The organism is Hahella sp. NS-SX17, assembly GCF_057367735.1.
The window spans coordinates 6,767,615-6,781,930 of record NZ_CM170632.1 but is presented as its reverse complement, the minus strand read 5'-3'; the positions used below and the strand labels follow the sequence as shown (position 1 = coordinate 6,781,930).

The 14,316-nt window shown below is 46.6% G+C and carries 16 protein-coding genes; 9 read left to right on the top strand and 7 right to left on the bottom strand.

Features of this window, described 5'->3' with window-relative positions; genetic code table 11:
• Positions 1-379 precede the first annotated feature (379 nt).
• Positions 380-1,147, bottom strand: coding sequence for a hypothetical protein (locus AC2IBB_RS30325; protein WP_486330387.1), 768 nt, complete (start codon positions 1,145-1,147; stop codon positions 380-382).
• Positions 1,148-1,624: 477 nt separating this feature from the next.
• Between AC2IBB_RS30325 and AC2IBB_RS30320 the strand changes: the two genes are divergently transcribed.
• The 8 genes from AC2IBB_RS30320 to AC2IBB_RS30285 all read left to right on the top strand — a co-directional run bounded on the left by AC2IBB_RS30320 (position 1,625) and on the right by AC2IBB_RS30285 (position 4,948).
• Entirely contained in the window at positions 1,625-1,804 is a 180-nt protein-coding gene (locus tag AC2IBB_RS30320; protein WP_486330386.1) for a DNA methyltransferase, read from the top strand.
• A gap of 104 nt (positions 1,805-1,908) precedes the next feature.
• The gene (locus AC2IBB_RS30315; RefSeq protein WP_486330385.1) at positions 1,909-2,340 is read left to right on the top strand and encodes a hypothetical protein; all 432 of its coding nucleotides are present in this window, start codon (positions 1,909-1,911) and stop codon (positions 2,338-2,340) included.
• A 318-nt stretch (positions 2,341-2,658) separates the two neighbouring features.
• Positions 2,659-2,931 (top strand): M15 family metallopeptidase, encoded by a 273-nt coding sequence (locus tag AC2IBB_RS30310; RefSeq protein ID WP_486330384.1) that lies wholly within the window; start codon positions 2,659-2,661, stop codon positions 2,929-2,931.
• On the top strand, positions 2,928-3,332 hold the full coding sequence (locus tag AC2IBB_RS30305) for a 3TM-type holin (protein WP_486330383.1): 405 nt from the start codon (positions 2,928-2,930) through the stop codon (positions 3,330-3,332). The genes AC2IBB_RS30310 and AC2IBB_RS30305 overlap by 4 nt, the downstream gene beginning before the upstream one ends.
• The gene (locus tag AC2IBB_RS30300) at positions 3,332-3,610 is read left to right on the top strand and encodes a hypothetical protein (protein WP_011398331.1); all 279 of its coding nucleotides are present in this window, start codon (positions 3,332-3,334) and stop codon (positions 3,608-3,610) included. The genes AC2IBB_RS30305 and AC2IBB_RS30300 overlap by 1 nt, the downstream gene beginning before the upstream one ends.
• Positions 3,610-3,969: an HNH endonuclease gene (locus AC2IBB_RS30295; RefSeq protein ID WP_486330382.1), complete on the top strand. Its 360-nt coding sequence runs from the start codon at positions 3,610-3,612 to the stop codon at positions 3,967-3,969. The genes AC2IBB_RS30300 and AC2IBB_RS30295 overlap by 1 nt, the downstream gene beginning before the upstream one ends.
• A gap of 48 nt (positions 3,970-4,017) precedes the next feature.
• Positions 4,018-4,638: a hypothetical protein gene (locus AC2IBB_RS30290; RefSeq protein WP_486330381.1), complete on the top strand. Its 621-nt coding sequence runs from the start codon at positions 4,018-4,020 to the stop codon at positions 4,636-4,638.
• Entirely contained in the window at positions 4,619-4,948 is a 330-nt protein-coding gene (locus AC2IBB_RS30285) for a hypothetical protein (RefSeq protein ID WP_486330380.1), read from the top strand. Before AC2IBB_RS30290 ends, AC2IBB_RS30285 begins: the two co-directional genes overlap by 20 nt.
• A gap of 25 nt (positions 4,949-4,973) precedes the next feature.
• Here the strand turns inward: AC2IBB_RS30285 and AC2IBB_RS30280 are convergent, their stop codons facing one another.
• The 6 genes from AC2IBB_RS30280 to AC2IBB_RS30255 all read right to left on the bottom strand — a co-directional run bounded on the left by AC2IBB_RS30280 (position 4,974) and on the right by AC2IBB_RS30255 (position 13,068).
• Positions 4,974-5,399 carry a glycine cleavage system protein H gene (locus AC2IBB_RS30280; RefSeq protein ID WP_486330379.1) on the bottom strand — a complete coding sequence of 142 codons (426 nt, stop codon included), beginning with the start codon at positions 5,397-5,399 and terminating at the stop codon, positions 4,974-4,976.
• Between the two features lie 609 nt (positions 5,400-6,008).
• Positions 6,009-6,383: a hypothetical protein gene (locus tag AC2IBB_RS30275; protein ID WP_486330378.1), complete on the bottom strand. Its 375-nt coding sequence runs from the start codon at positions 6,381-6,383 to the stop codon at positions 6,009-6,011.
• A gap of 299 nt (positions 6,384-6,682) precedes the next feature.
• The gene (locus AC2IBB_RS30270) at positions 6,683-7,267 is read right to left on the bottom strand and encodes a tetratricopeptide repeat protein (RefSeq protein WP_486330377.1); all 585 of its coding nucleotides are present in this window, start codon (positions 7,265-7,267) and stop codon (positions 6,683-6,685) included.
• 264 nt (positions 7,268-7,531) lie between these two features.
• Positions 7,532-8,062, bottom strand: a complete 531-nt coding sequence (locus tag AC2IBB_RS30265) for a hypothetical protein (RefSeq protein ID WP_486330376.1) — start codon at positions 8,060-8,062, stop codon at positions 7,532-7,534.
• Complete coding sequence (locus AC2IBB_RS30260; RefSeq protein WP_486330375.1) at positions 8,063-8,995, bottom strand: RHS repeat domain-containing protein; 933 nt, start codon at positions 8,993-8,995, stop codon at positions 8,063-8,065.
• Between the two features lie 29 nt (positions 8,996-9,024).
• Positions 9,025-13,068 carry an RHS repeat domain-containing protein gene (locus tag AC2IBB_RS30255; protein WP_486330374.1) on the bottom strand — a complete coding sequence of 1,348 codons (4,044 nt, stop codon included), beginning with the start codon at positions 13,066-13,068 and terminating at the stop codon, positions 9,025-9,027.
• Between the two features lie 722 nt (positions 13,069-13,790).
• Between AC2IBB_RS30255 and AC2IBB_RS30250 the strand changes: the two genes are divergently transcribed.
• A complete protein-coding gene (locus AC2IBB_RS30250; RefSeq protein WP_486330373.1) occupies positions 13,791-14,150 on the top strand; it encodes a hypothetical protein in 360 nt (119 codons plus the stop codon).
• The last annotated feature ends 166 nt before the right edge of the window (positions 14,151-14,316 follow it).

The window sequence follows — 14,316 nt, the reverse complement described above, 5'->3', positions numbered from 1 at the left end:
CGATGCAAAATAGAGCATGACTGACGGCGTCAGGCAAATTTTCGGGAATGTCGATATAGGCGTCATAGCGGCGTGTCGGTAGCTTTTCGCGCCATTCTTCCTTATAAAAAATGTGTTGGCCTTGCCTAACAGAGATGAAAAGGTGGAAAGGTGGTTAACTATCGCCATATATGCTGGCGACGCGAATAAACTTTTTGGCTCCCGTATTGTACGGTTCCTCCGACTTAATTAAGGTTCCTTCACTCCCACACTTTTGGACCGCCACCGTGACAGACTCCAGACAGGATATCATTTGCGACATTCTCAGAACTTGGGCTTTTACAGAGATGTATCTCATAATTTATGCCTTAAAATTTTACTCAACTTGTAATAGCTGGCATCACTTATCCAAAAAGTGTCTAATAGCTAGTGATATTAGGTAACCCGTTGTGTCCTCGGGAAACCGTTTTTCAACTTCGTCTAAAACCTGGTCGGGCTGTTTTCCAGCTTCTTCCAGGTCGCACATCAACTCCAGAACTTCATCCCCCGAGTAGGAACTGGACTGTCCTTCTTTGTAATTAACAATTTTAAAAAGATACGTTCTAAGGTTTTCTTCTGGACATATATTGATTATCCACTCAAATACTTCTTGTTTATCTATCTCTGGCTGGTCCAAATCAATAATAGGAAGGCTAACATCAGAGTTAGGTGATTCTATATCATCGTATACATGCCAATTTAAATTTGAAGTGTTAACGCCAATACACTCTTTCTCTAAGCGCTTTCTTAACTCAAGCAGTGCCACGGATAAGGCAGAAAAAATTATAAAGTCCGTGTACATATCAGAGTAATCGCACTCCCACTCTCCATCATTATCCTCATACTCTCGGCATGTCAATGCATAAGGGATGAGTTCTGAATTTAAAAGACTAGTAGCTATCTCACTTAATTCGGGGCTTCCTCCAAGGCATTCAGCTTCTTCAATATAGTCATTGCCAATACAGTAGCAACATCTTAATTTGTATTGCTCATACCCTATTGCTACAAAACGCCCCTTCTTAAGGGGGCTCCCATTATAGGATAACTCTGTTAAATCAGACTTAATCCTTTGATACATCGGCTCATACAGCCTAACCAGCCTGTCGATAAGATGTGAAAACTGCTTCATATACGCCAACCCATGTGATTATTCAATTATAAACTATAGCCTATTATCTATAAAAAATTAGATGGCACTTGTAATTAAATGACCCCAATCCGCCATCAACGCAAAAAATACTAAAAGCAAACTTTCTTTGGGTAAAGCGACCCAGGAGGGCAATCTGGCTATAGACAGAGATGCGTGGAGTTAAGCGCGCGTGTATTCGAGCCGCTGATAGCTTACTTTAGGGATACGAAGGCCAAAGCGGGAATTGCAAGCAAGGACATAGACGCCGCCACCCGCATGCAGATGTCGACGCACTGGTTCACTTCTTCTCAATGGCGCAGAGCAATACGAGGTCCTTCAGCGGCTCTTTGCAGAGCGCGCCACTTGTCATGGCGAGCTATCAAAAGAATACAGCACGCTACAGCGCACCTATGCGGAACTACGGCAGGAATATGAAGTGTTAAAGAAGGAATACAAAGCCTGCGACGTCCGTTCGATATGATGTGCCATATCGTCCAGACCAACACAAGGCCGGGACAGGTTGTCTTTGGTCCTTTCATGGGTACAGGTTCCACTGGGAAAGCCTGCATTGAGCTGGGACACGAGTTTATAGGTATAGACAGGGATAACCGGTACTTTAAAGAGGCCCTTAAAATGCTGAATAAGGTTATCCGTTAACCCAATATAAAAGGAAAATATAAGGGGGTTGAATGCGGTATATTTTTAGTTTTTGTTTATGTATATTCAACGGATAATAATGTGAGTTATGAGGAACTTTGACTATGATTCAGCCTGAGGCTAGAAAGCGTGGTGTAATTATTTTATATGTTTCGGTATTGACTCTTTTTATGTATTACTTTGCTCTGTCATTTAGGCCGGAGCAGCTTCACCCCATACAAGCTCTTAATTTGCTGGCTCTAGCTGTTCTAGGTGGTTTTATTACACCTGGAGTTCGTACACTATGGAAGTGCCCCTATATAGAGAAAAACAAGTGCCTATGGGTTAGTTTGCAAAATATATTGCTTTTATCTTTTTTGGGGATACTAATAGCGATAGCTTCAGTGGCATGGGGCCTGTACTTTAAAAACGATGGAGGGGTGTTTTTGGCGCTTGTAGGTCTGATAGTTGGAATGCTATGGGCTGCATATTCCTTTTCGAAGTTTTTTACTCCGTATCAAGAACTGACTAAATTTATAGAAGGTTCTAAGTTTTGATTGACGATAATTTGTAGCATTTAAAAGCAGTAATCGATACCAGAAAAGCCAAATCTAAGCCCTATATAACCTTGCTTATGTAGGGCTTTTTTGTTTCTGGAATATATAAAAATGATAAGAACCACTGAGTAGGCGGACTAGCTCGCCTGCCACAAATAAATCCTACCAAGGGCCTCGCAATTGCGGGGTTTTTTTGTCCGGAATAAATAACAATGACTTACTACCTGGGCAAGCGCTCCAAGTCGCGGTTGATTGGCCTGCATCCTGACTTCGTGAAAGTAGTAGAGAGCGATTCAGATCACGCCGATAGACTTCACTGTGCTGGAAGGCCTGCGAACCATCGAGCGCCAAACCGAACTGTATAAGGCAGGCAAGTCCAAGACGATGCGCAGCCGCCACTTAACAGGGCATGCGGTGGACCTGGGTGTTTTGGTTAATGGCGCTATCACCTGGGAGACTCGCTATTACCAGATACTCGCCAACGCCGTGAAGCAAGCCGCCGAAGAGCTGGGCATTCCCTTAGAGTGGGGCGGTGACTGGAATGGCTTTTTCGACGCTCATTATCAACTGCCGTGGAAAGAATACCCATGAGCGCCTGGGCTTCAATTCTGAACCTGTTTAAACCGGTCGCTGACCTGATCGACAACGTCCACACCAGTGACGAGGAGCGCCTGCAGGTACAAGCGCAACTATTCCAGATTCAGGCCGAGCTAACCCAACGGGTGATGGAGTACGAAACCAAGCTGCTGGAGGCGAAGGCAAGAACGATCCAAGCGGAAGCGCAAGGGCAAAGCGTCCTACAACGCAATTGGCGCCCGTTAACCATGCTGTGTTTCCTGGCGTTGGTTGTGTGCGACTCTTTCGGCTTGCTTACGTTCAGGCTAAGCGTGGAAGCCTGGGACCTGCTGCAAATAGGACTGGGCGGATACGTGGCCGGCAGATCGCTGGAAAAGATCGCCCCCAAGGTAACCGACGTAATGAGTAAGAAATAATGGAAGAGAACCAAACCACCCGGAGGCACTGGCACTTGGACAAGACCATCAGTGTGGGTCATCTGATCAGCACGCTGGTAATCGCCATATCTGTGATCACCTGGGCGGGCTCCATAGATCGTCGTGTGGAGCAAAACGCGCTGGCGGTTAAGTACCTGAATGAAGAGCAGGTGCAACAGCGTCAGCGTATCGACGCCGTCCGTAATGAGATTAAAACCGACCTGCGAGCCATTAACGACAAGTTAGACCGCCTGATCGAGCGGCAGAGTGAACGCTAATGCCTCAGGCTTCGTTAAGGCCTTGCAAGGATAAGGGCTGTCCCAATACAACCCGGCATAAGTCGCGATACTGTGAGAGCCACGCAGACAAGCGAGAGGCGACACGCTGGGGAGTCTGGCAACAACAGAAAGGCAGCGACACCCAACGCGGTTACGGTTGGCAATGGCGTAAGCTCAGAGCACGGATACTGAGACGAGATAACTACCTGTGTCAGGTGTGCTTAAAGCAGGGGAGAACGAGCGCGGCGACAGAGGTGGATCACATCCAGCCCAAGGCGCAAGGTGGAGATGATCGGGACGGAAATCTACAGGCAATTTGCGCTGAATGTCATCGCCAAAAAACGGGGAAAAGAGACTAAACTAGACCTTGATATATTCCTTATCAGCGACGCAATACCAGGGAGGTTATGGTGGCTCAATGGGAGGTGTTGATAGTTGTAACTGCAGTCGTCCTTTTTGGTTTGCTGCTTTTTATCACGGGTCGCGGACAAGCCCGTTACACGATGACTAAGCCCCGCTATATACTTCTGGATCAAAGCCTTAGTGATACAGGTAGACGTCAGTGCGAAGTTCGTTTGCTGACGACGCTACAATGTAAATCAAAAAAAGGCGCTTCTATCAGAGAGCCGGTAGCCTGGTTAATAAGTAGTGACCAGGTGACTGAGTTTCCCCAGTGGTTCTACCTGAATGCAGATTGCCAAAGAGTGAATGGCGAGTTGGTTGTGCCTAAGGAGGGCATTACCGTCGAGCAGCACTTTTTGTCTCCAGACTCCGGGGGCGTCAATTTTAAAGCTGGCACATATGAGCTGGTTTTATTTGAAACGAAGAAAGGCAAGCTAATAGGGGAGGCTATGGTGAGCGTTCTATTCTTAATCAATGAGTATCAAGCCTTTGAACTTAATGCCGCTCCTGTTGGGTTATGTCTACGGTGGGACGAGAAGTACCATTGTTACCACTCCAGTATGACGCCAGCTCAGATTGCAGCCAACTATATGGGGAGTCGATGGCATGAAAACCCCATTCATTGATGCTGAGTGGCAGGCTCTTGCTGATGGCCGCTACACCAAAGAAGAGGTCCTTTCGGTTATTAGTGACAAAATTAGGCAGGTTAACAAAACGTCGGACATCCTTCGGTATAAGGAAGGGAATGGGCGGCTGGAGCGCCTGATGAATTACAGCCGTCTGATTCATATCTTAAGGCAATGCAGAACTATGCTTGAAACATCAAGCTCTGAGCTTGCTTCAGACAAATTTAGGATACTGTACGCACTGGCTACCAAATTCCTGACAGATGCGCAGCAAAGGATTGATAGGGAGTGTGTCAGTCTCGACATATAGTTGAGATTGCGGGAAAGGGGTTATGTCAGGCTCTGGTTTGCCTTGGCAGGACTTCAATTTTGGATTCAACGAGCGCCCTGTATTGGTCGGCATTTAAAAGGCAGTCTAGTTCTTGCGGATTAAAAAACTTTATGATGAACAGCCATCCCGTTCCATAGGCGTCTTGGGTTATGTTGCTGTAAGTTATACCAATATTAGCAGAAACAATATATCCGGAAAGCGGGGTTAATATGGGAACCTTGTCGCCGGACTCTGTTACTATCGCCCCTATTTTGTCATTAGCTCTATAGAGGGTCTCATAGTCTACGGTGGCGTCTGTAAGGAAGGCTGTAGCCATTCTGCTTATATTTTCAGTCATGCCTATCAGGCCAAATCCGGCCACAGTCCGAACCCATTGGTGAGTAGTAGAATATTTAAGGTGGCGGGGAATGATAATGCTCGGCATGCTCATAGGACCTTCGGCTTGCGTAATAGGTAGGGACAATAGTCACAGCCGTGTGCAGTTAACCTGATTAGGCTAACTGACCCTAATAAGACGTTAAGTAAGCTTAACATTGCTGGATGCTAGATAGATAGATCAGTTGAAACTAAATAAGCCTTGGCGAATACACAACTGAGCAAACCGCCGCCGCACAGATACTGGAGTTGGAAGGGGTTGAGTAAGCGCCGGGGTGAAATTGTCCCATTGGTGACTTGGCTATTGCTGGTTAAAAAGTGATCGGACGGCAAGAATAGGAAGGGGTGGGGCGGGTCAAATTTCTGACACCTGAGCGACCAACACCGCACCCCTAAGTCTTTTTTTATACCCGCGAAATTAAAAATTTAGCTTTGACGTTATTGTTCTCACTTGGCGCAAGAAAAGTCGTTAGTAGCAACTCAATCAAACGTTTTTTGGGCCTTCATAGTTCAGGAGGAAGCACCAATCTCTGGTTCTCATAGGGGCGCTGGAAAGTCGGCGCAGCTATCATTAAAGAAAAAATTTGGATTCTATCCACGCGGATAAATAATTCGCTTGAAGCAAATCAAAATCACTGGCGTCTAACCCGACTTGTTATGTGATTTACTGGACCTCAAACTCAACTTCCGCAGCGACTTCATCATTAATGAACAGTTTGATCCTATTGTGCCCATGAGGGTCGTCTTCAGTAAGCCAAAGGTCCATTATCGAAGGCCCACTGCCAGTTACTACCGTCGTTCTAAGCCCCTCGCGTGTAGCGTCTTTGGCTGAATTGACAACCTTACCTTCAACTGTTTTTGGTTCTGCTGACATGTGCAGGATAGCGTAATATCTAAATAGTTGATTTGACTTCGGCGTGATCAGAAAACCAAAACGCTGATTCTCCTTACCCAAAACATAAGGTATGGTTTTCGTAGGGCTGACCTTGTACTGTCCATTACCAGATTTCTCCAAAATGCCGAACTCAATGTTATACATACTGGGATCATAAGTTCTTAAACTAACGCAGCCGGATAAAAAAATCACGAATACTGAGACAAGTGACTTTATAAATTTTCTAGAATACACAGTTCTACTCTCCTTGGAATATCATGATAATTTTTGGTACTGAATTGCCACTACACACTTGCATCACCGCTTATCGGAAATGAGTAGGGTTCAACATTAGGAAGAAGGCAGTCTGTCTCAGGCGTGGAAAAACAGTATCAAATTGATTTTACATAATTTTATAGCGCAGAATTTTCTAAAATTTTTAGCAATCCCACAAAGGTTAAATATTATGCTTCTATTAATTCGTTATCTTTTAGAAATTCAATTGCATCTTGATATCCGCTATTAGCAGCCAAAAACATATAATCGATGGCAAGCTCTTCGTCTATCGGCCCGCCTTTACCTTCAAGTAACATGCAGGCAAAATAGTACTGAGCCTTTGGAAATCCTAAATCCGCAGAATCTGTTAGGTATTCTCTAGCTTTAGCTATATTCTCAGAAACACCAATTCCATTTGCATAAATGGAAAACAACAAAAAACCTGATCTTGGATTTTTTCCAATGAATGATCTTTTGAGCCAAAAAATAGCTTCAGGGATATTCTTCTCGACACCTTTCTTACCTTCTAGTTTTAATACGCCCATTATCAATTGGGCTGCTGGCGCCCCTTTGTAGGCATATTCACTCATTAATTCTATGCCCACTTTTAGTCCTTTCGCTTTGGATGATAAAAGGGTATTCGCGAACTCTGCATCAATTTCACTAAAGTTCTTATTGAAGAATGAGCTTGTTTTCTCCAACAATTCTTCATTATTCAATTCCTGATCAGACAAAGATTCGATGAATTTTCTTACGTTATCAATGTTTAGCATTTTAATGCCTAAGAGGTTCTAATAACTTCTTTAATAGGAGGGATCTGATTAATTGATTTAATAGTGTGTACAGTGGCCTTCTTATCCATAATCATGATAGGGAGTAATATCATGCCAGAGAAAAAGTGCAGCTCTTGTATAGATATTGGATGATACAATCAGTCCGCCAATCGCTAGCCAGTTGAGTCATCCTATAATAATGACCTGTGTGGTTCATCACTTCACAAAAAACACAACAGGTCATTAAACTTAACTGCTTAGTAACTATACAGGCGGCAGCATGTATTTGTTATTCGTCTCCCTCAGTCTTTGTATGGATGATAAGTTGATAGGCGTTTCGTTCAGCATGGAAACTATATTATCTTGCCAAGCCAACTCACTCTCACGAATGTCTTCCAAACAATTGCTTTCCATTTTATATATATCAATGGCATCATAAACTTTTTGAGCACAATGCTTTATATTTCTGAAATCTTTATCTGCCAAATAATCTAACGCGTATGATAGGCAAATGGCAGCGCACTGGGCTTGATCTGACAAAGCATTACCGTAGTCTTCACTGTCTGGAATCAATGCCATAGCCTCTTCCGCTAACTCTTTCACCTTATCTTTGCTACTCCTGGCTACTGCATCAAATGCATAATCTAAAATCCTTATATAAGAAAGATAGTGCTCATTTGAGAACTTTTTAAATATTGGTGATAGTCGCTCTGAGCAGAGAAGGCTGAATAGCTCTATTTTAACTTCATCCAATAATTCCAGCTTCATTAATAAAGTGTCGTAACTATTGTCCATTTATCGCCTATTCCTACTTTTCTTTCCGGTAAACTCTGTAGAGGTTGTTACTCCATTTGTTTCCATCAGGGCTTGACAATCCGAACAAACACCACGAGATGCTTCGACATGCTTAGCTCCAGCCTCAATTAAGGTTTCTTCTGCGTGCCCAACTCCATTAACAACCTTCATATTATTTTCTTCAGCGAACTTTCGTTGTACACCAGGAACATATTTATCACTTGAAGATATACCAATAGTTCCATCTTCAAATACACCAACCGCTGTTGTTTTGTAATTTTGGGCCTTGGGGTCTAATGTATCATGAGCGCCTGTTACAAGCTTCTTTAAGTCCTTGGCCTCGTCTCCAAAACCTGTGACTAGATCGATAACAGCAAACGCATCGTCCGCAGTCAAGTCACCATCAACCAGCTCAACAACATTTTCAAAAATGTCGATGGCCTCATCCTTGGCCGCCTTCCCAACATTTCCTCCATTTTTTACCGTCTTCGCAAGAATGTTGCCAGCAGACCTGAGAGCTTTTAGCACTTTCCCACTGGGATCAGTGTAGCGATAAGGGTTATTCGCCGCGTAGGAGTATCTATTGAAGTACTGCTGCCCGCCGCCGAGGTAGTCCACCGGGTCCGTGGCCATGAACCGCCCCACCACGGGGTCGTAATAGCGCGCATTAAAATACGAAAGACCCGTATTGTTGTCGTGCAGCTTCCCAGTATAACCCACCCGCTCTTCAGAGGCGGCGCTGGGTTTTACAGCCTTTTCTCCAAACGGCGCGTAGGTCTCACGCCAGAGAATGTCCCCGTTTCCATCCGTGGCGGCGACAGGCGAGCCCAGATTGTCGTGATGTAAAAAAGTAACTGTTACTCCTGCCTTCACTGCAGAGGCCAGCAGCATCAATAGCAGGAGCGAATAAGATAATGCTTTTTTAAATGCCATTGTCTATACCTTCCATTGTCAGCATTCGATTAATTGGGGTGTATGGTTGCAGACCACTTGGGTTGGTTACGCAACGCCAGATACACATCACTGCTGATTAACCATTCAAACGTCGTGGTGGTTAATCCAGCATAAGTAAACGTATATCTAGTGGCCTCTGCCGCATGAAACTCATACGAAAGTATCGCCAATTTATTCAGATAGCTTTCCGATAACTCACCCTCAAAAGAGAGTCTCAAGTTACGCGGCGAATCCCGGTTTTCATCATTGATTACGATCCCCATTAAACGCTCATCAAATAATTTACCTTTAACCACATCGCTCGATACTGATCCAAACTTTAAGAAGGTGTTCGAGTAGCCAAACAGAGCCTCATAAAAGTCACCGACTGTGATTTCAATTGTTGTCGGCTGAACGGAGGCCTCATCATCGGAGTCATGCTTAATCTCCGCCACGACCTTCCCGTCAAACATGACATAGTTGGTCGCGGTGTTGTTGACCATGTCTTCCTCGTACATGAGCGCGCCACTCTTTGAATGAACCTGATAGATGCCCTTGTCGTTTTGTATCTCCAGTGCGCGCAGGCCATTGCCGTCATACTCGTAATCGATATCGACCTGGGGAACATTCGTCACGGGATTGCTGTTGGTGGCGATGCTCAACATGGCGCCCGAGTGATCATAGGTCATGGTGAAACGGCCATTGTTCACCACATTGCCGTAACCATCATATTGAAACGAATAAGGCGTTCCGGTTGTACTGCTTAATCGATTGGTGTTGGCGTCGTAGGTGTAGCCAATTGACCCTAGCGTCCCCAGACTTTTCGATACCAGATTGTCTTTGCGGTCATAGGTAAAGCTGCCATTGCCCCAGGGGCCGTTGGCGGTTTTGATGCGCCCCAATCCATCATAGGTCAGCCCCGCAATGGATTGGCCGCTGTCAACGTGATTGGTGATAGAGGTTATATTGCCCGACTTGTCGAAGCCGTAGACCAGATTAGTGGCGACTTTATCATTCTTGGCGCTCGTGGTATGACTCACAAAGCGGCGCGAGTTAAGGGCTTGAGCCACGACTTGGCCATTTGCGTATTGGTAACTGCTGGGCGTTCCAGTGGGGTGATAGGAAACATTGCCCACCAGCTCGCCAAGCGACGAGCCTACGCTGGTGATTTGGCCAAAATCATTCACGGAGTGATCCACGACAAAGCCGTTGGGATAGCGTATCTGACTTAGGAAGCCAGCGGGACCGTATTCATAGGCCAGTTCAAAGGTTTTGTTTTCAAGGGCGTTAACGGTCAACAGCTCTTTTTTGGGTGCGCCAAAGGGCGTGTATTGGTACTCCCAGCGGGTGACGCCTTTCTTCAGTTCCTTTACTTGGCTGTTTCTGTAATAGGCGTAGGTCGTATCGTGGCCGCTTGGGTAATCGATGCCGACCAGCCTGTTAAGGGCGTCATAGTGATAATGAGTGGCGCCGACGCCGCTCACGTCACGCGTACGCAGATTGCCTGCGGGATCATAGGAGAGGCTGACAGAGTTGCGCTCTGGCTCGTTGACGCTTTTAAGCTTGCGCGCGCCAGAGTGATAGCTGTAGCTTCTGATGAGCCCGTCTATGTTGACGGCGGTGATGTCTCCCACCTTGTTACGCGCAATCGCCGTTACCTGTCTATCAGAGGGGCCAATGTCCTTGACCAGGTGCGTAGTCCAGGTCTCTCCTGGCGCGCCATATCCTTCATTGAAGAAAGCGGTTCTAAAGCCTCGGGGATCGGTGACGGTATAAGCATAGTCGAAGCTGTAGCCAGGAAGGTCGGCAACACAGCTAGCGCCATAACAGTAGCTCGTTGTTCCATTGTCCGCCGTGGTGACGGCTTGAACTGGGCGGTCCATAGCGTCATAGGTGGTTCTAATCCCATGCGTATCATTCCCGCTGTTGGAAGGGTAAAAGACGATTGACGCCCGACCGGCGGCGTCGAATTCGGTTCTCTTGTATATGGAGGAGAGACCGCCATTTTCTTTTTTCTCCAGATAAACGCGTCCTAGTCCATCTAAAAAAGACGTTCGGCGATAGTTTGAGTTGTCTCGGGTCTCGATGCTCTTATTGCTTTCATAGGCGTAATGGGTGGGCGACAGGCCAGGGGCGCTTATTTTCGTCACCCGGTTAAGTTCATCGTACTCATAGTATGTACGGTTACCTTCGCCATCTTCCTCCCAGTCCGTCACGCCGCTGTCGCGGACCTGCCTGTTAATGGAGACGCCTTCGGGATACTGCTCAAACGTCGCCACGCCCCGATGGTGGAAGCCATAGACAAGCGCTTGCTGGCCCAGATGGTTGGTGTAGGCTTTGCGGCTCATATCCCCGGTATCGTAATAGCCGTATGTCGTGGTGACGCCGTTAATGGTGCTGCTTACCACTCGGCCTTGGGGGTTGTAGGCATATTTCGTTGACCAGCTTTCGCCGTTATCGCCCTCAATTGTGGCGGTGAGCGGCAGGCCAATCAGTTGCGGTTGGGAGGAGGAGGTCCAAACCTGATTCAGATAAGTGGCGCGCGTCGTTCTGCTCTTTGCGCCTGTGGTTTGCACGACTTTCTGAGGTTGGTAGTAACCGGTAAAGTCACTGTATTGCGTGACGTATTTTCCATCAACGACCATTCTGGTCAGCATCAGCGGTGTGGCGTACTTTACGTCGAACAGGTTATCCATATTCAGGTTTTCGCCATAGAAGCGTCCCACCTTGCCCCAAGTGTCGTAAGTGAATTCAACGGTTCGCAGCGGGTTGCCGCCTGCGGGCTCGAATATCTTGACCGAGTGGATCTGTCCCTCTTTTGCCTTGCGCTTATCGCTGATGCTGTTGTTGGTGTGCCAATAGATCTTTTCAGTTTTGGCGGAAGGGGAAATGCTGACGGTCTTCCAGTAGCGATCATTATCCAACCACGCCGCGTCATAGCTGAAGCGGGTAACGGAGTCCTTTAAAGACGGTCCCTGCAAGGTTCTTTTTGAGATGGAATAGTTCGAGAAGCCTTTAGGGTGGTCGCTATCGGATATCACCTCATAATCGTAGGTGATGGTTCCGCCATACGGGTTGGTGACGGAGCGTAGTTTCTTGCCTTTCTTGTCCGTGTAGGTGAAGCCCCAGGTCGTATTATCGGGAAGCGTTACGGTTTTCAGTCCGTCTTGAACCTGCTTGCCCCACTCTTCCTTGAGGTAGTGGTCATACTTCCATACCCGGTTGCCTGATGATTCGTGGACGACGATTTCCGTCAAGTAAGGAATCACACCTGCGGGAGAGTTTGAGCCAAAACGCCAAACTGAAGTAACATTTTCTTGCGTTGGCTCTCCGTAATTGAAGTCTATCAGGCGCCCGTCATTGGTTGTAATCTGCTTAGGGAATACATGCTCTTTCGCCGCAATCTCGCTTCCTTCGCAGCTTTCCCGCTCGCCATTTGGCAGGTTGGGCTTTGCGCATTTGCCATTTTTGACGTAGTCGGTGGAGACCTTGCGGTGGTATTTGTATTTGATCCAGTTGCCGTAGGCGTCAGTCACAGAAGAGGCATACACCAATAATTGACCGCCAGTATTGTATTCACTCTTACCGTCCGCACTTTGGTTCTGATCAAAGACGTAGGTTTTACCATCAGGGGAATAGGCGGTGACATTCAGCTCGTCAATTTTCCCCTTCCACCCCGCTTCGCCTCGAACCGAAACCAGTTCCTTATCTTTTATCACCAACGGTATGGCGCGTTTACCAGGGATTTCCAGGGTAATGCCGCTGACCTCATGCTCCCCCCAACAGTGCTGCCCCCTTTCTCCATGGTCCCGGCATTCACTCCACGCTTTGATCACGTATGAAAGACGAGGCGTATCGATAGTCCAAGGCCCCAGTATTTCGACGCCATGATCGGACAGGTTATAGGACCGGTAAATATCGAGATCCATCCCCCCTTGTCCTGGCAGCGAGAATTCTCTCACGGACCATCTAACGTCGCCGGTGAACTCGTCGATTTCTTCGCCGGATATCGCCGCGCTTTCATCCCCAGCGGCGGCGAGAAACGTGCTTACTATTTGATCGTTATCAGCCAAGGCCGTCCCCGCGCATAACGCCAACGGGACGAGCCAACTCCATTTATGCTTTTTGCTGAGCATAACTTCCTCTGTATTACTTGATTTTTCAGTGATGTAAGGGGGCGGCGAAGTGCCGCCATGACAAACCGAAAACGCAAACATCCGTTCGCGGAGCAACAGCTATAAGTAAGAAGGGGTACAAGCTAGGGAGGATAAGACTACGGCGTCCCAACCGTCTTATTACTTCGATACCTCGCAAAAGACGAAAGGGCGCCACAAGCAACTCCTTTTGCCTTCGGGATATGAGTTCAGTTTCCGTACAACGCGGCGCATATTAATTTATGTTTAGATTCATTAGAAGGCCTCTTAATCGATTTCGTTTGAAAAAAGTTCCATTTAAATTAGCGCGACCAATAAGCGCATCACTGCTCATTCAGCGCGAAATCGTGCGTCGTTAAGGGTAATCAACTAAAGCGACATTCTTTGACGCGGTGAGAGAGTTTTTTTATCTGTCAGGATATCGGGACGCTAAGTGGCGATGATTGTCTGGAGTCCCAGGCAGCCCTAACCGTTGGTGAGGCATCCCAAACCTTTTGTCGTAGTGGCTTGCAGCGTAGCTGCTCATAGAGAGTCTGTAATGAGGTGTATGGATTTCCAGAATAGACCTTTCACTATGGAGAAGCGTCTATCTCGAAGGATCAAGAATATGGTGATCATTTTATGTGGCCAGGATTTTAACTATGACTGATAAAAATGATTTGTTTGAAGATATGGAGGTCTCTTTAGAGTCGTGGGTTCGATCCGCTTCTGAGTCAGTAACTAGGGAAGATGCTGATTTACTGTGGACTGATAATGAGGAGGCATTTAAAAGGCTCCAAAAAATATTATCCCAGAGCAATGCCGCCAAAGCTGATGTAGAGGAAATATTTTCAGAATGCTTGAGAGGATTGGCTATTTCATTTTTGGCAATGCTTGATGGAGGCTCCGCCCTCGCAGAAAAGGGGAGGATTTACCTCATCGATGAAAAAGGAAATCAACTGGGAGAAGGTCTGCATGATGACTTTGTCAGCTATTTACTAGAAACAGGCCGCATGAAGTGACAAGGAAGCTATAAATCACCCCATGCCTTTTGATTTGTCATGCGTGTGATTTTGGCGGATGCAAGAGAAGGGGCTAACCTGCATAACTGGAAACAGCGACGCGGTAGGGTCGTTCAACGTGAACGCTCTCCGCGTTTTATTGCGCGAGAGAGCTTAACGGATGGTC